A 17138-nucleotide genomic window follows, 5' to 3' on the forward strand; every position below is an offset into this window, starting at 1 on the left:
ATTTTCTGAAAATATAGTGCGAATTGTTAAGATGCCGTGTATAATGGAATAAAATCGCGCTAGTGCTAATAAAGGTGACATTTTGTTCGCAAAAAGCTGTATTTTGGGAGGTGCTAGCCTTATATGGCGAATGCTGCTGCAATCGGATTATCAATGCGCGATTTATATCTATTCAACAAAGGTAATTATTTCCATAGTTATCGAACTTTCGGCGCGCACATCGTTCAGCTTGACGGGAAGACCGGCGTTCGATTCACAGTATGGGCGCCTAGTGCGAAGGAAGTAAATGTCGTGGGCTCCTTTAATGATTGGAATGGCACGGGGCATCGCATGGAGCTACTGGGTGAAACTGGCGTATGGAGCTTATTCATTCCTGGTATCGGCGCAGGTGCCAACTATAAGTATGAGATTCTCACAACGGGGGGCGAACGGCTGCTGAAGTCCGATCCTTATGCGTTCGCATCTGAGCTTCGGCCAAGCACGGCTTCAATTGTTAGCGAACTATTCACTTATAAATGGAATGATGGAGACTGGCATCAACGTAAGCTAGAAGACAGCCCCTATAGTGAGCCCTTACTCATTTATGAAGTCCATTTGGGCTCATGGCGCAATAATGGCAGGGAGCTGTTCTGGACCTACGAGCAGTTAGCTGACGAGCTCGTCGAATACGTGGTGCAGATGAAGTATACACACATCGAGCTGCTACCAATTACCGAGCATCCGCTTGACCAATCTTGGGGCTACCAGACGACCGGTTATTATGCCGCCACGAGCAGATACGGCACCCCGGAGCAATTGATGATGCTCATTGATCGCTGCCATCAGAGGGGCATTGGCGTCATTCTCGATTGGGTGCCCGGACATTTCTGCAAAGACGACCATGGCTTGCGGGAGTTCGATGGTACGCCGATTTATGAGGGGAAGGACTCGAAGCGGGCGGAGAAGCCGTCATGGGGTACGCTTGCTTTTGATTATGGCTGTACGGAAGTGCAAAGTTTTCTCGTTTCGAATGCTGTCTTCTGGATGGATGTGTTCCACATTGACGGCCTCAGGGTCGATGCTGTAGCTAGCATGATCGATCTTCATTTTGATAAACCGCCTGAGCTTTACACCTATAACGCTTTCGGGGGCTCGGAGAATACCGACGCCTTGCGATTCCTCAAACGATTAAACGAAGTTGTGTTTCAGTATTATCCTAACGCACTCATGATGGCTGAAGATTCTTCCGCTTGGCCTGCAGTGACATCACCTACCTATATGGGTGGTCTTGGGTTCAACTTCAAATGGAATATGGGTTGGATGAATGACATGCTTCGTTACATGGCGTTAGATCCGAATGACCGGATGCGCCACCACAACCTCATTACATTTTCATTAATGTACGCCTTTTCCGAAAATTACGTATTGCCTTTGTCGCACGACGAAGTCGTCCATGGCAAACGTTCTCTCCTTAACAAAATGTCCGGTACGTATGAACAGAAATTCGCACAGCTCCGTCTATTTTACGGCTATTGGATGACGCATCCCGGCAAGAAGCTGCTCTTCATGGGCGGCGAATGGGGGCAGTTTGACGAATGGAAGGACGCCGAATCGCTAGATTGGATGCTGCTAGATTACGAGCTTCACGGGGCGATGCAGAACTATGTATTGTCCTTGAATGATAGATATGGCACGACGCCATCGCTGTGGGAACGCGATTGTGATCCCGGCGGCTTCGAATGGATTGATGTACACAATGCTGCACAGAGCATCATCGTCTTTATGCGCCGCGGCCATGCGGAGGATGAATTCTCGATAATCATTTGCAATTTCTCGTATCACCACTATCCCGAATACCATATAGGTGTTCCGGAACCGGGTCACTACCGGACTGCAATACATAGTGAGGCGGCAGCTTTCGGAGGCAGTGTTTCTACCGATGCTTCTACGAAAGTTCATCATAGCACCAAGACAGCTTGGCATGGAAGACCTTGCAGAATCACGCTTGATCTTCCGCCGCTATCGTTTCAAATGCTTGTTTTTGCAAATGGAGAACCTCGCCGCAACCAAGAGAAAACCATATTGCACTAAATGATGGAACATATCATTACACGAACTGCAGCAGGTCGTTGCAGTTAAGAAGGAGAGATTGTACATGGGCAGAAAACGGATGGTGGCTATGCTTCTAGCCGGCGGGGAAGGGAAGCGACTCGGTGTGCTGACGAAAGACGTGGCAAAGCCGGCGGTCCATTTTGGCGGGAAGTACCGAATTATCGATTTTACTCTCAGCAACTGTACTCATTCGGGGATTGACACAATCGGTGTACTGACGCAGTATCAGCCTCTCGTCCTCAATACTTACCTTGGGATCGGCAGTCCATGGGGACTGGACAGACGTGACGGTGGCATGGCTATTCTTCCGCCGTATGTGAAGCAGAAGGGCGGAATGTGGTACAAAGGCACAGCGAACGCGATCTATCAGAACATGGGCTTTATCGACCGATACGACCCGGATTACGTTCTTGTTATTTCAGGCGATCATATTTACACAATGGATTACGAGCTTATGCTCCAGGAGCATGAGGAACGCGGAGCAGACGTGACGATCGCGTGCATCGAGGTCAGCTTGAAGGAAGCGAGCCGCTTCGGCATTATGCATGTCGACGATGACGGAAGTATTACCAAGTTCGAAGAGAAACCGAAGGTGCCGACGAGCAACCTGGCTTCAATGGGCATCTATATTTTCTCATGGCCAGTACTGCAGCAGTACCTCATTAGAGATGAAGCGAACCGCGGTTCCAGCAATGACTTCGGCAAGGATATTATTCCTGCCATGCTGCAGGATGGCGTCAGGCTGAACTCTTATACGTTCAAGGGATATTGGAAGGATGTCGGCACCCTCGAGAGCCTCTGGGAAGCGAATATGGATCTATTATCCGAGAAGCCAGTGCTGAATTTAAATGATAAAGATTGGCGCATCTATTCTGTCAATCCGAATCGTCCTGCGCATTATACGGCAGCGACGGCAGAAATTCACGATTCACTCATTAACGAAGGCTGTTATGTGGAAGGTCTGGTGCACCGCTCGGTGTTGTTCTACGGCGTGCAGGCGGGAGCAGACTGTGAAGTGTATGAATCGGTCATCATGCCGAACGTGAAGATCGGGAAGGGAGCGCGAATCTATAAAGCTATCATCGGTGAGAATGCCATCATTGCAGATGGTGTCGTCATTGGTGATCCTAGCAAGGAGAGCGTTACGGTAATCGGTAGTGATGAATTTGTTGCGGCTAACCATTCGTTGCAGGAGGTAGAGAAGATATGAACTCCAACATACTAGGTGTCATCAATCTCATACATGAAGCGGACGAAATGGAGACATTGACTGCAAGCCGTTGCCTAGCTACTGTGCCGTTCGGAGCACGCTACCGATTAATTGATTTCATGCTATCGAGCATGGTGAACTCTGGCATTTCGAAAGTGGCTGTTTTCGCGCAGACGAAGTACCGTTCCTTAATCGACCATTTGGGCTCCGGCAAGCATTGGGATTTGCATCACCGCCAGAGTGGCCTGTTTATTCTACCTCCGGTGACGGACGATGTGAATGAAGTGCGCCGCGGCGACCTGTACCATTTCTATCAGCACCGCGATTATTTTACGCGCAGCTCACAAGAGTATGTGCTCATTACACGCAGCCATATGATTTGTAATATCGACTTCGAAGAGCTGCTAGTGTCTCATAAGGCAAGCGGCGCGAACATTACAGTCATCTGCAAGAGACAAAATGATCTGCTTGGCGGCAAGGCGCGCAAAGTGCAAATCGACGACAAGGGCCGAATCACCTCGATGCAGGACCATTATGGCCGTCTGAATACGGATCTCATCTCGATGGAGATGTACTTAATGAAGAAGGACCTGCTGCTAGAGATCGTGGATAGCTCGCTCGCACAAGGACAGGATCATCTCGTGCGAAATGCCATTATGTCACGTCTCGACCGGCTTCATATTCAAAGTTATATCTATGAAGGCTATCTCGGCGTCGTGAACACGTTGACCAGTTACTACCAGAACAGTATGCAGCTATTGCGTCCTGAAGTATGGAAGAGCTTGTTCTTCGAGCCGGGTCCGATCTATACAAAAGTCAAGGATGAGCCGCCTGCGCGTTACGCAGAAGGTGCGAAGACGAGCAACTCGCTCGTTGCGAACGGCTGCATCATTGAGGGGACGGTGATTAACAGTATTTTGTTTAGAGGCGTACATGTCCGCAAAGGCGCGGTCGTTCGCAACAGCATTATTATGCAGAACGGAATTGTCGGCGAGAACAGCATCGTTGATCACGTCATTCTTGATAAAGATGTAACCGTGGAGCGCAGCCGTGAACTGCGCGGCGCTGAGGTGTCACCTTTCCTTGCGACGAAGAGAAAGGTTATCTAGGTCTTACATGCTTTACCGTTCCGCTGCAATGCTAGAGAGATAGAAGCGTTAAAAGCGATAGAAGAAGAGGTGAATCCATACAATGAAAGTTTTATTTGCAGCATCTGAGGCGGTACCGCTCGTGAAAACGGGCGGTCTCGCCGATGTCGCTGGCGCGCTACCGAAGGCGTTAAACGCCAAAGGGGCTGACGTCCGCGTCATTCTGCCTAAGTATGATGCCATTCCTGCCGCGTTACTCGAGCAATTCGAGATAATCGCGACGTTCTCGGTGCGAATCGGATTGAGGGACCAGTACTGTGGATTAATGAAGGCAGAGCTGGACGGTGTCGTCTATTATTTGATCGACAATGAGCATTATTTTAAACGCGGTGTACTCTATGGTTATGGTGACGATGCAGAGCGCTTCATCTTCTTCTGCTATGCCGTCATGGAGTCGCTGTACCATCTTGATTTCCATCCCGAGATCATTCACTGTCATGACTGGCAGACAGGACTTATTCCATTCCTGCATAAGACAAGGTACCGGTTTGATCCGGCATGTACGGATATCGCAACCGTGTATACGATTCACAACTTGAAGTATCAAGGAGTCTTTGGGAAAGAGTTGTTCAAGGAGCTGATGAATGCCGGCGAAGAACTGTTCTTTTCTGAAGGGATTGAGTTCTACGGAGCTGGCAACTGTATGCTCGCCGGTCTTCGTTATGCGGACAAGCTCACCACCGTTAGCCCAACCTATGCGCAGGAGATTCAAACGGAGTATTATGGTGAACGGCTGGACGGGCTGCTGCGTCATCGCAGCGCCGATCTCGTCGGCATCGTCAACGGTATTGATACCGACTTGTTTGATCCGATGAATGACGAGGCTATTCCGTTCCCATACCGAGGCTCGCTTGCGCGCAAACGGAAGAACAAGGTGGCGCTGCAGCGTGAGCTCGGTCTGCGGGAATCAGAGGAGACGCCGCTCATCGGTGTCGTCTCGAGGCTCGTCGATCAAAAGGGTTTTGACCTGATCGCGTCTGTGTTCGAGGAGATCTTGCAGGAGGATGTGCAGATCGTCGTGCTTGGCTCCGGTGATTCGCAGTTCGAGGATCTGTTTCGCAGAGCAGGGGCTCAGCGTCCGGGACAAGTTGCTACCTGGTTCGGCTTTAACGACGGACTTGCCCGCCGCATCTATGCCGGCAGCGATATGTACTTGATGCCGTCGCAATTCGAACCATGCGGACTGAGCCAATTGCTTGCGCTTCGTTACCGCAGCGTTCCAATCGTGAGAGAAACCGGTGGATTAAAAGACACTGTACTTGCCTATGACGAATATACTGGGGAAGGCAACGGCTTCAGCTTCGCGAATTATAACGCGCACGATATGCTTTACACGATTAGAAGAGCAATTGGCTTCTATAAGGATGAAGCGGCATGGCAGCAAATTGTCACGAACAGCGCCAAGGAAGACTACAGCTGGACCCGCTCGGCGAAAGCCTACATGTCGCTTTACACCACGATTTCGCCACTTAGAAAGGAGCGCCAGCCATGGCCCGTCATCTCGTAATCGGCAACGGTAAAATTCTGATCAACCTAGATCGCAACTGTTATATTCGGGATATTTACTATCCATTCGTTGGACAGCTGAATCATGTCGGCGGACAATATTGCAGGCTCGGGATTTGGGTAGCTGGCCAATTCTCTTGGCTCGAAGACCCGGATTGGAAGATCGAGCTTGGCTACATCGAAGATTCGCTTGTCACGAATGTCATCGCACGCAATGAAAGGCTTGCGATTGAGCTGCATATGAATGACGGCATTCACCAGCGTGAGTGCATCTACATTAAGCGTGTCGTCGTCCGCAATTTAGCGGGTGATTCACGGGAAGTGCGGCTATTCTTTCATCAGGATTTGATGATTGACGGCTCAGAGGTCGGCGATACAGCTGCCTATTATCCGGATAATCATACGCTTTACCATTACAAACGGTCTTCTTACTTCATGTTTAACGGCTTCTCGGATGAGGGTGGAATGACGCAGTATACGACTGGCATCAAGCGGTTCCACTCCGCAGAAGGCACTTGGCGTGACGCCGAGGACGGCAACCTGATGGGCAACTCGATTGCCCAGGGCTCTGTCGACAGCACGATCAGCTTCCGGACGGTCGTACCACCACATGGAGAACAGACGATCTATTACTGGATGTCCATTGGCAGCGATCTTGAAGCGGTGAAGAAGTTGAACCAATATGTGCAGGACAGCCATCCGGAGAAGCTGCTCAGCCGGATCGTTATCTACTGGAATCATTGGTTGCAGCGCGCTGAACATAATCTCGGTGATCTGTCGCCGGAGGTTGCTCGTTTGTTCCGGCTCAGCCTGCTGCTCGTTCGGACGCAGACGGACGAACGCGGTGCCATTATCGCAGCGAACGACACGGATATCCTGCAATACAACCGCGACCATTACAGCTACATGTGGCCGCGTGACGGCGCTCTAATCGCTGATGCGATGTCAGCGGCGGGCTTCCAGAGTGTCATTGCGCCATTCTTCCAGTTCTGCGCGCAAGCTTTGTCGCCGGATGGCTACTTGTATCACAAGTACAATCCAGACGGCACGGTCGGCTCCAGCTGGCATCCTTACATTGTGCAAGGAAGCCGGAGGCTGCCGATCCAGGAGGACGAGACGGCACTTGTACTGTTCGCCTTATGGAAGGACTATACACGCCATCAAGTGATCGAGCTGCCGCAATCGCTTTACAACAATCTGATCCGCAAGAGTGCTGCATTCCTTAGCCAATATATGGATTACAGCTTGTCGCTTCCGAAGCCGAGCTATGATCTGTGGGAAGAGCGATACGGCATCTGGACGTACACCGTGGCGTCGGTCTATGGTGGCTTAATCGCGGCATCATTCTTCACGGAGCTGTTCGGCGACTATGAACGAAGCGATCATTTCCGTTCGACCGCTCATTCGATCAAGCAGGCGATGCTCACGCATCTGTGGGATGAGGAGTCTGGCCGGTTCGCGCGTGGTCTTATCCAGAAAGATAATCAATGGGTGAAGGATATGACCCTGGAGAGCAGTCTGTTCGGTATTTGGGAGTTCGGCGTTCTGCCGGTTGATGACGAGCGGGTCATTAAGACGATGAATGCGATCAAAGGCGGTCTGTCCGTTCGCACGCATGTCGGCGGCGCGGCGCGTTACACGAACGATTACTACTTCCAACAGTCAGGCGACATTGAGAATATACCGGGCAATCCGTGGATTATTTGTACACTCTGGGTTGCTAATTTCGAGATTGAATCGGCGAAGAATCTTGCCGATCTGGAGAAGCCGCGCGAGACATTGCAGTGGGTCGTTGATCATGCCCTCGGAAGCGGCGTTCTACCGGAGCAGCTGCATCCGCTAGACGGTAGTCCGATGTCGGTTGCGCCGCTTACATGGTCGCATGCGACTTATGTGCAGTCGGTGACGCGATATGCAGAGAAGTATAAGGAGCTCATTGCGGCTGCGTCAGTATCAGCTGCTGCAGAGCAGCAATATGAACAAGCATAATTGAAGAAGAACAGCAGCCAGGGCATTCATGCTCTAGCTGCTGTTCTTCTTTGTGCTTCTCAGATTTATGCTGATCGGGAACTTGAATTTCAAACATCACTTCGTTGCTGCTTGCGAAAGAGCGGCAGCGGACGGCTCGGAAATTATTTTCAGAAAATTAGGTGAATGGCTCTTGAACTTTCCGAAGGACCCGCCTATAATATGGAGCACAGCAGTATATCAGGCGATAACCAAAGACATGATTCCCTTCCGTCAGGCTGCACAGAGAGAGGAGCGATTGCTGCAAGCTCCTTCTGTCCTGAGATCGGAGTTACCCCTTTGCAGCTGTGCCGTTGAACCTTGGCGACTATGTGTCCCAGTTGTAAATGGTGCCGTCTTATCCACGTTACAGGATGCTAAGAAGGACCTCTCGCACAATGGAGCTTATGCTTCGCGAGGGTCGAATTAGGGTGGAACCACGAGCTGAACGCACTCGTCCCTTATGGACATGTGCGTTTTTTTGCGTTCAAAATAATGGAATCGAACGGAGGAAATCTCGTGGGTAACATCGTAAATGTAAAGCTGCCAAGTGGAATGGTAAGAAGCTACGAAGCAGGCGTATCGGCTGAGGATGTGGCGAAATCAATTAGCGCATCCTTGGCGAAGCAAGCCGTAGCGGGCAAAGTGAACGGGAGGCTGGTTGATCTCAGCAGTCTCGTGGAAGAAGATTGTGAGCTTGCGATTATCGAGCAAGGCAGCGTGGATGGGCAACACATCCTCCGTCACAGCACTGCGCATCTGATGGCGCAGGCGATTAAGCGCATCTATGGTGAAGCGTCGGTTCAGCTTGGCGTCGGTCCAGTCATAGAGGATGGCTTCTATTATGACGTTGCGATTGCACAGCCGCTCTCCCCTGCAGATTTGTTGGCAATTGAGAAAGAGATGGAGCGGATTGTACAGCAAAATGTACCGATTGTGCGCCGCATCGTCAGTCGGGAGGAAGCACTTGTGTTCTTCGGGAGCCGAGGTGAGCATCTGAAGCAGGAGCTCATCCGTGACTTGCCGGAATCGGAAGTCATCTCGATCTACGAGCAGGGAGAGTTCGCTGATCTGTGCAGAGGGCCGCATCTTCCGTCTACAGGGCGGATTAAGGCATTCAAGCTGCAGTCGGTAGCTGGCGCATACTGGCGGGGCAATCCCGACAATGCCGTGCTGCAGCGCATCTATGGTACAGCGTTCACTAAGAAGGCGCAGCTGGATGAGCATCTGCAGCTGCTTGAGGAGGCGAAGAAGCGGGATCATCGGAAGCTCGGCAAGGAGCTTGAGCTGTTCATGTTCTCGGAGGAAGCGCCGGGCATGCCGTTCTATCTGCCGAAAGGGATGAAGCTGCGTACAGAGCTTGAGCAGTTCTCCCGTGAGATGCAGAACAGACGCGGATATGACGAGGTTCGTACGCCACTCATGATGAATCAGCGGTTGTGGCAAGAGTCCGGCCACTGGGATCATTACAAGGACAATATGTATTTCACTGAAGTAGATGAGACAGATTATGCGCTCAAGCCGATGAACTGCCCCGGCCATATGTTGATCTATAAGAATAGCCTGCATTCGTATCGTGAGCTGCCACTACGAATTGCAGAGTTCGGACAGGTGCACCGACATGAGTATTCCGGAGCACTGAGTGGCATGATGCGAGTGCGGACATTTTGCCAGGATGATGCGCATTTGTTCGTACGGCCTGACCAGATCGAGGAGGAGATCGGCAAAATCATTGCGCTCATTGACGATATCTATTCGGTGTTCGGGTTCTCCTACCGAATTGAGCTGTCGACTCGTCCTGAAGATTCGATGGGCTCACAGGAGCTTTGGGATCAAGCCGAATCTTCGCTTCAGCAGGTGCTCGATCACCGAGGCATCTCTTACCGATTGAACGAAGGCGACGGAGCATTCTATGGACCAAAGATTGATTTCCACATCCTTGATGCGCTGAAGCGCAGCTGGCAATGTGCAACGATTCAGTTGGATTTCCAAATGCCGGAGAAGTTCGACTTGTCCTATATCGGCGAGGATGGCGCTAAACACCGTCCAGTCGTCATTCACCGCGCCGTCTATGGCTCGATTGACCGGTTCGTCGGTATTCTGACTGAGCATTACGCTGGGGCATTCCCGCTCTGGCTTTCACCGGTACAGATCAAAGTGATTCCTGTGTCCGAGAAAGATGTTGACCATGCGTTCTCCGTGAAGCAGCAACTGGAGGAGGCAGGGCTGCGCATCGAGATTGATCATCGGAACGAGAAGCTTGGCTATAAGATCCGCGAGGCACAGCTTGAGAAGGTGCCGTATATGCTCGTACTGGGTGAAGCGGAGCGCCAATCGAACGACGTTGCTGTTAGGCAGAGGGGAAAAGGCGACATCGGTACAATGTCGATCGCTATTTTCATCCAGCAGCTTAAAGACGAAGTTGCCTCGAAAAAGTAAAAACAAACACAAGCAAAAACCGGCCCTGCACCCATGGCAGGACCGGTTCTTGTTATGAGCAATAGGATGTTAGATAAAACCGCCACGAAGAACGATTACTAACAAAATATAGAGTACAAGAATAATGCCTGCACTAGTCCAAAGAAGGCCTGGTCCGCATCCCATTCCTGCGCCACCTACACCGCCGTATCCCACTGTACATACCTCCCGAGTGGTTATTTTGTGATGTTTCTGATCACATTTGTAATATATGCCTTTGCTAGTAATTCGATTGGACGTTTGTACCGGGTGCATTTGCATTTGTACATTCGCCCAGATGAGGTTGCTGTAGCGACGCGGGTCGATATGCCTGGCATGTCAAGCGCCTACTTATTTATTCAGAATCGTATATCGTCGGAACAGGTGTCGAGACAGAGAATTGCCGTACATGCTTGACTCTTGCCTCGCCTTTCATCTTCAGTCCGTTGCCGATAAGCAGCAGAGCCGCGCTGCTGACCGCAATAATCTCGATGCAGCCGACGCTAATCGTAGGCAAGCAATTGGTTGTCCGAATATAATCCGGCTCGGGATCCATCTCATTTATGAGGGGCTTCATCGTTGGAGTCTCGCGGTCGAAGATGTCGTAGGACTCGAAATAAACATTGCCGGATGTGAGATGATCCGAAGCTCGCTGAACGGCAAGCGCGCGCAGCGAAGCATTCACCTCAGCGCGGTCGCCAATCTGCACGACTGAGGCGGTACCCACTGTGTTCACGTAGATGCCGCCAACCTCGGACGTGCGGACCGGGAAATCCTCTTGCTGCGTCTCACGCGTCTCAGGATTCATGCTTCAACAGCTCCTCCAGTCCTTCCAGTGTTTCCTTCTTGAATACATCAGCTTCGCCTTCGGCACGTTCAAACCCTTCCGGTTCTTCAAGCGGCGCAAGCGGTCCAACGATGACGGATTCCGGCGGCGTATCAAACATGGAGACGAGCGATATTTGCTCCGTATCCCCGATTTGAAGCATGGAGGCACTCGCGACACCGGTTAATTGAATGCTCCCGACGGCGAGCACATGATTGACGACGTTTAGTTGCATTCGTGCTCAGGGCCCCTTTCTAACTGCCGTTGTTCTGCAGCTTACTCATATAGTTGCGCAGAGCCATCTCGATATCGCGCGTTGTCTTGGAGATGACGGTTTGCGGAATGCTTGGTTTGTCGATCTCACCAGTGCCTGGGCCGCTTTGTCCATCAGCTTGCGTTTGCGCGCCGTTATGCGACTTGGACACTTGCTCGATGTAGAACTGAATGCGCGTGCTCATTTGCTTGCGGATATCTTCAATGACAAGTCTGCGGTGATACGGATCAAGCGGGATGGCCATCTCTGTCTCGATCGCCTTGAGTCGTTCGGGGGCTGTATGATCGAGGAATAGATCGACCTGCCGCCGAACTTCCGGGAACGGGGCGGAAGGCATGACATCTTGCGGTCCGCCGACCATGCCGCCTTGAGCCGGGAAGTGATTGACTTTGCTGTTCTGAGCGCTATTGGCGGGAGTCAGCTTCGGCGTCTTGCCCAGCAAGCTCGGATCGTTTACGACGACTTCGCTCACGTTGCTGCTGCTCGGCAGAACGAGCTGGCCGACTTCCTTGACGAATTCTTCGCTTGGCGGCGTCATCCCAATATTGAGCGTGCCGTCCAGCTTCTCGACCTTCAATTGGTCAAAATGATACTGTATCGTATCGACATGATACATCGGTTTGTTCTCAGCCATCTCGATGCGGACATTCAGCATTTCAATCTGCTTATTCAGCTTATTAATGACGGCCTGCTGCTCATTCAGCTGGCAATGCAGCTTATGCATATTATGGCTGAGCAGATTCCACATCTGCCACGGCGTGAGCGGCTGTTGATCGCTTGGCTGCATGGGCAATAGGCACCTCCGAACGTTAACGTGGATTCGGCAACGGCACGAAATTCAGCGGGTTCTCCTCGACCTGTGGTGCTGCTTCGGCGAAGCCTCCTGAATTGTACAACTGCGACAGGGAAGAGATGGACCCCGCCGTCCCGACCTGCAGGACGGAGGAGTTCGCCACACTGTCAACCCTTAGCTGATGAATCGTAATGGTCTGATGAACGGTGATATTCATTAGACGTTCACTCCAGAAGCCACTTCATTGGTCGTATTGTCTTGGAAGTCAGGATCGTTCGTATTCGTTGCACTGACGGCGTTGTTGGAGTTGGTGAGACCGCCTGTTAAGAACGAACCTGCTCCAGCATACGTTTTGGATGAACTTGACGGAGAAATTTGGACGGAATCGCCAAACTGAACGACGGCACTTGAGCCGACGCTTATCACTTTAACGAAGCCAACGATTGCGGGCATTGCACAGTCACTCCTAACCTGATCTCTCAGCGCGGGATATGACATCTTATGCGGCAAACGCCCAGTTGTTCCATCACGGAACGGTTTGTGCCCATCTAAACCGAAAATGCATATGATGTAGGCGACAAGGTTTATGGTGCTGGGGGTGCGAGAGGAATGGCAGGGGATTGGGAGGAGCTGGAGCAATGGATGGAGACGCAGCAGCTGCCTAAGGGCTTCGATATATTCAAGCAATCGGATTGGATCGAGAATTATGTTCGCAAAATGATGAACAAAGCGCTGCCTGCTGCATCATCTGCGCTGAAGCCGACAAATGCGAATATATTGGAGACGAAACGACATGTGATTGTTACCTATCCGCTTGGTGAATCGGCTGATCTGGGGGCATTGAAGCTGCTCGTGAAGGAGGATCGCGTCAAGCTTAGCGGGATAGGTGGAAGTGAGAGCGAGGTAGTCCGGCTGCCGAAGCTCGTGTTACCGCGTTCGTGCATCGCTGAGTATGACGGCGCAGTACTGAAGATTAAGCTGAAGAAACGGCCGCCGAGCAAAAGATCGCATGTGGCTTCGATTCATGGGCTGTGACCCGAGGCTGCATATTATAGAAGAAAATTCACGAATTTGTCTGATCTTACCGCTCTCAGGCGCTAGCGATCCCCGTCGATATTGGCGTATAATGCGAGTATAGACTTGCATAGGGAGTGTTTCATTTGACACTGGTTGACGTTAGCCAAATTTCTGCGGCGCTGTTCGTTTTAGGTGCTGTGTTTATCTTACTTTTCTTCTCACTGCTTAGTCTCGGCATTCTCAAGATGTTCCAGCAGCGTTTCCGTGCAGGTGTATACAGCTTCATTGGTGCCGTAGTCAGCGGCGTTACATTCGGTATTATTCTTGCGAATTGGTCTTTCTGAAGCGATGAAGACTGTTAGCAATATTGCTTCCAAATAAGCTGTCCCGACGACTGTGATCAAGCAGTCCTGGGGCAGCTTTTTTCATTTAATAATTTGTTGTCCAATTGGGCTCGAAATGGCTAAAAATAGTCAATAATCCAAGTTGCCAGAACATAAGATGAAGTATAAGATAATCATATGAGAGAATATTCAGAACATTTCGTCAAATGAATCCAAACGAAGGGAGGGCTTGCCGATGAACAAAAGTTACGAAGTGGAGTACTGCAATTTGGAGCTGCGATTCGACCGCCGGCAAATCCAAAATCTTATTCGGGATTTGATCCAGGAGGGATATTCGCTTTATTGGAGCGAAACGGATGTCTATTTTCTCATATCGGTCCGGAGCGGCCGCAAGCTGGTGAAACTGCGGTTTCAGCGGGTTCGGGGTCGTTACAAAATTATCGGGGATTATCTGATTAAAGATGAGAAGCTGTCGGATTTGCTCGAGAAGTTAATCAATGATTCACGCGGTCATGCAGTCGTCAAGCGGTTTAAAGACAGGCAAATTGTTATTGAAAGCATTATGTTTGGCGAGATTATTCGTCTAGTGGAGGTGTCCGGCATGGAACATCGTATCATTTATCAGAAGAAACCTTTTGTTACGGTGGAGGAAGTGATTCAAGCATTTCAGTCGAAGAGGGCTGAGGAGCGGGCTTCAGTGCTGCGGTTTGAGCTTGATTATGAGCTATCCGTCCTCCACGAAGCAATAACGGATGGGCGCGAAGACGTTATGGCGCAGTCCAAGGAGCGACTACAATCCCTTAGAACTGAGATGATCCAGCTTGAGCTTTGATATAACCAGAATAAAGGCAATCGAATAAACCTCCGGAACGTTCGCGTTTCCGGGGGTTTATTTTGTGCTATTCGCAATCTTTCACACTGTCATCGACAATTTTTATGGGGCACATGGTTTTCATTCCCGGCTAAAAAGAGTAAAATGGGAATATTGTATGTGAAAACTTGCCTCTACAGGCAATGTAGTTGTTACTACTATTAAAGAGAAAAGGTGTGGAGTAACCATATGTCTAAACAGCAAATCGGGGTTATCGGCCTTGCGGTCATGGGCAAGAACCTAGCATTAAACATTGAAAGCAGAGGATTTACAGTCTCGGTATTTAACCGTTCCCGTGAGAAGACTGACGATCTGCTCAAAGAATCGGCTGGAAAAAACCTGGTAGGTACATACACAATCGAAGAGTTTGTAGCTTCCCTTGAAGTACCTCGCAAAATTCTGATCATGGTACAAGCTGGCGCTGGAACAGATGCAACAATTGACGCACTCGTTCCTCACCTGACAGAAGGTGACATTATCATCGACGGCGGTAACGCGTACTTCCCTGATACAGTTCGCCGCAGCAAAGCGCTTGAGGAGCAAGGCTTCCGCTTCATCGGCACCGGCGTATCTGGCGGCGAAGAAGGCGCGCTGAAAGGACCGTCCATCATGCCTGGCGGTCAAGAGTCTGCTTATAAATTGGTTGAGCCAATTCTAACTGCAATCTCCGCGAAAGTTGGCGGCGACGCTTGCTGCACATACATCGGTCCAGACGGTGCTGGTCACTACGTGAAGATGGTTCATAACGGCATCGAATACGGCGACATGCAGCTGATCTGCGAAGCGTACGATCTGTTAAACCGCGTTCTTGGCGTTAGCACAGAAGAGCTTCACTCGATCTTCACAGAGTGGAACAAAGGCGAGCTCGACAGCTACCTGATCGAGATTACAGCTGACATCTTCTCCAAATACGATCCAGAAACAAACAAGCCAATGGTTGACGTTATCCTCGATTCCGCTGGCCAGAAGGGTACGGGCAAATGGACAAGCCAAAGCTCGCTTGATCTTGGTGTACCTCTGTCCATCATTACAGAATCGGTATTCTCCCGTTTCTTGTCCGCACTGAAGGACGAGCGCGTAGCGGCAAGCAAGCTGCTGAAAGGACCGCAAACTGCACCTTACCAAGGCGACAAAGCGGCATTCATCGAAGCGGTTCGCAAAGCACTGTTCGCAAGTAAAATTTGCTCGTACGCACAAGGCTTCGCTCAAATGCGCGCAGCAAGCGACGAGTATGAATGGAACCTGCGTTACGGTGACATCGCGATGATCTTCCGCGGCGGCTGCATCATCCGTGCGGGCTTCCTGCAGAACATCAAGGACGCGTACGACCGCGATCCTGGCCTTACAAACCTGCTGCTCGACAGCTATTTCCAAGAAATCGTGGAATCTTACCAAGGTGCATGGCGCGAAGTAATCGCAACGGCAGTTACGCAAGGTATTCCGGTACCGGCATTTGCAAGCGCGCTGTCCTACTATGACAGCTACCGCACGGAGCGTCTACCTGCGAACCTGCTTCAAGCGCAGCGCGACTACTTCGGCGCTCACACGTTCAAACGTGTGGACAAAGAAGGTTCATTCCACTTCAATTGGATTCAATCTTAAGACCTGTAATGACATCTTGCAGACAGCGGCGCATTCGGTCGGCTTCAACGCCGCCCCAGCCGCTGCGCTGCTTCAGTAGAATCAATGACGCTTCGGCGAAGCTTTGAAATTTCTTTAATAGGAGTGGCTGGGGGAGACTGAGTAATTCAGGCGCTTCATCAGCCACTTTCTTTTTCATAAACTCAAGTGTCCATATAACATCTTCGGATGAGATCGGGTAATCCGGATTAAAGATGCGGTTTACACGGTACTGGACGGAGAACGGTTCGGGGATCGCTGCCATTGCACATGTCACTCCTCATCTATTTAGTATGCTTCTTAGTACTATCAACTCTACGGTTGATTGAACTTTTTTATACCGGATATTCTTGAATAATGGTATAATCGTGGGAAATGTTTTTGAATGCAGGTTTACGCTTTCAAATGGCAGGGGAAGGTGTTTCGAGTGATCATGGAAAGGCCGCGTCAACATGTAGCCCTCATCGGGTTTATGGGCACAGGCAAATCAACGGTCAGTAAGGAGCTTGCGGCACGTCTGATCTGCGATGTCATCGATATTGATGCGGAGATCGTCCGGCGCGAAGGCGCTTCGATTGCTGACATCTTCGAGACACGCGGCGAGGCTGAGTTCCGAGCAGCGGAAACAGCTGCACTCGCTGACGTCATAGACCGAGCTGAACCGCTCGTTATCGCAACTGGCGGAGGCGCAGTACTGGCAGAGCATAATCGGAAGCTCATGCTTGAAGGCAGTTTCGTGGTGTCGCTCAGTGCAGACCCTTCGCAAATTATTGCGCGTGTCAGCCAGGACCCGGACCGTCCACTGCTGCAAGGCGATGTTGCAGGCCGGGTGTATAAGCTGCTTGAGGATCGGAAGCATGCGTATGATTTTGCCCATTTGGCTATAGACACCACTCATCTTACAGTGCAAGAAGTAGTCGATCAAATCGAGCGAGGCTTGAAGCAGCGCTTCTAAATCTATACCTACATAAAGG

General features: G+C 50.7%; 18 protein-coding genes. 11 read left to right on the top strand and 7 right to left on the bottom strand.

What is annotated here, in order from left to right:
• Positions 1-123: 123 nt before the first annotated feature.
• The 6 genes from glgB (at position 124) to thrS (ending at position 10401) form a co-directional block, all read left to right on the top strand.
• On the top strand, positions 124-2070 hold the full coding sequence (gene glgB, locus BMY11_RS03270) for a 1,4-alpha-glucan branching protein GlgB (protein ID WP_090573019.1): 1947 nt from the start codon (positions 124-126) through the stop codon (positions 2068-2070).
• A gap of 64 nt (positions 2071-2134) precedes the next feature.
• Complete coding sequence (locus BMY11_RS03275) at positions 2135-3301, top strand: glucose-1-phosphate adenylyltransferase (protein ID WP_090573020.1); 1167 nt, start codon at positions 2135-2137, stop codon at positions 3299-3301.
• Entirely contained in the window at positions 3298-4410 is a 1113-nt protein-coding gene (gene glgD, locus BMY11_RS03280) for a glucose-1-phosphate adenylyltransferase subunit GlgD (protein WP_177182475.1), read from the top strand. Before BMY11_RS03275 ends, glgD begins: the two co-directional genes overlap by 4 nt.
• 82 nt (positions 4411-4492) lie before the next feature.
• Positions 4493-5956: a glycogen synthase GlgA gene (gene glgA, locus BMY11_RS03285; RefSeq protein WP_090573021.1), complete on the top strand. Its 1464-nt coding sequence runs from the start codon at positions 4493-4495 to the stop codon at positions 5954-5956.
• Positions 5938-7944: a glycoside hydrolase family 15 protein gene (locus BMY11_RS03290; protein WP_090573022.1), complete on the top strand. Its 2007-nt coding sequence runs from the start codon at positions 5938-5940 to the stop codon at positions 7942-7944. Before glgA ends, BMY11_RS03290 begins: the two co-directional genes overlap by 19 nt.
• A gap of 537 nt (positions 7945-8481) precedes the next feature.
• Entirely contained in the window at positions 8482-10401 is a 1920-nt protein-coding gene (gene thrS / locus BMY11_RS03300; protein ID WP_256217286.1) for a threonine--tRNA ligase, read from the top strand.
• A gap of 69 nt (positions 10402-10470) precedes the next feature.
• On the opposite strand, the gene BMY11_RS29065 is transcribed toward thrS, so the two are convergent.
• From BMY11_RS29065 to BMY11_RS03325, 6 genes are all read right to left on the bottom strand, one after another.
• The gene (locus BMY11_RS29065) at positions 10471-10566 is read right to left on the bottom strand and encodes a YjcZ family sporulation protein (RefSeq protein WP_218150164.1); all 96 of its coding nucleotides are present in this window, start codon (positions 10564-10566) and stop codon (positions 10471-10473) included.
• Between the two features lie 208 nt (positions 10567-10774).
• Complete coding sequence (locus BMY11_RS03305) at positions 10775-11227, bottom strand: spore germination protein GerPE (RefSeq protein ID WP_090573025.1); 453 nt, start codon at positions 11225-11227, stop codon at positions 10775-10777.
• Positions 11217-11480 carry a hypothetical protein gene (locus BMY11_RS29645; protein ID WP_090573026.1) on the bottom strand — a complete coding sequence of 88 codons (264 nt, stop codon included), beginning with the start codon at positions 11478-11480 and terminating at the stop codon, positions 11217-11219. The genes BMY11_RS03305 and BMY11_RS29645 overlap by 11 nt, the downstream gene beginning before the upstream one ends.
• Before the next feature lie 19 nt (positions 11481-11499).
• The gene (gene gerPC / locus BMY11_RS03315; protein WP_090573027.1) at positions 11500-12306 is read right to left on the bottom strand and encodes a spore germination protein GerPC; all 807 of its coding nucleotides are present in this window, start codon (positions 12304-12306) and stop codon (positions 11500-11502) included.
• A gap of 22 nt (positions 12307-12328) precedes the next feature.
• Positions 12329-12529: a spore germination protein GerPB gene (locus BMY11_RS03320; protein ID WP_090573028.1), complete on the bottom strand. Its 201-nt coding sequence runs from the start codon at positions 12527-12529 to the stop codon at positions 12329-12331.
• Positions 12529-12765 carry a spore germination protein gene (locus BMY11_RS03325; RefSeq protein WP_090573029.1) on the bottom strand — a complete coding sequence of 79 codons (237 nt, stop codon included), beginning with the start codon at positions 12763-12765 and terminating at the stop codon, positions 12529-12531. The genes BMY11_RS03320 and BMY11_RS03325 overlap by 1 nt, the downstream gene beginning before the upstream one ends.
• A 156-nt stretch (positions 12766-12921) precedes the next feature.
• Here BMY11_RS03325 and BMY11_RS03330 point away from each other — a divergent pair, with 156 nt between their 5' ends.
• From BMY11_RS03330 to gndA, 4 genes are all read left to right on the top strand, one after another.
• On the top strand, positions 12922-13347 hold the full coding sequence (locus BMY11_RS03330) for a hypothetical protein (RefSeq protein WP_090573030.1): 426 nt from the start codon (positions 12922-12924) through the stop codon (positions 13345-13347).
• A gap of 125 nt (positions 13348-13472) precedes the next feature.
• On the top strand, positions 13473-13673 hold the full coding sequence (locus BMY11_RS03335; protein WP_090573031.1) for a hypothetical protein: 201 nt from the start codon (positions 13473-13475) through the stop codon (positions 13671-13673).
• Between the two features lie 235 nt (positions 13674-13908).
• On the top strand, positions 13909-14505 hold the full coding sequence (locus BMY11_RS03340; RefSeq protein ID WP_090573032.1) for a hypothetical protein: 597 nt from the start codon (positions 13909-13911) through the stop codon (positions 14503-14505).
• 228 nt (positions 14506-14733) lie between these two features.
• Positions 14734-16146 (top strand): NADP-dependent phosphogluconate dehydrogenase, encoded by a 1413-nt coding sequence (gene gndA, locus BMY11_RS03345; RefSeq protein ID WP_090573033.1) that lies wholly within the window; start codon positions 14734-14736, stop codon positions 16144-16146.
• Here gndA and BMY11_RS03350 read toward each other — a convergent pair.
• Positions 16127-16429 carry a hypothetical protein gene (locus tag BMY11_RS03350; protein WP_090573034.1) on the bottom strand — a complete coding sequence of 101 codons (303 nt, stop codon included), beginning with the start codon at positions 16427-16429 and terminating at the stop codon, positions 16127-16129. The two genes, gndA and BMY11_RS03350, sit on opposite strands and share 20 nt — an antisense overlap.
• 168 nt (positions 16430-16597) lie before the next feature.
• Between BMY11_RS03350 and BMY11_RS03355 the strand changes: the two genes are divergently transcribed.
• Positions 16598-17119, top strand: coding sequence for a shikimate kinase (locus BMY11_RS03355; RefSeq protein ID WP_090573512.1), 522 nt, complete (start codon positions 16598-16600; stop codon positions 17117-17119).
• Positions 17120-17138: the final 19 nt, after the last annotated feature.

The sequence above is a fragment of the Paenibacillus sp. OV219 genome (genome assembly GCF_900110075.1).
Taxonomy (GTDB): Bacteria; Bacillota; Bacilli; order Paenibacillales; family Paenibacillaceae; genus Paenibacillus_Z.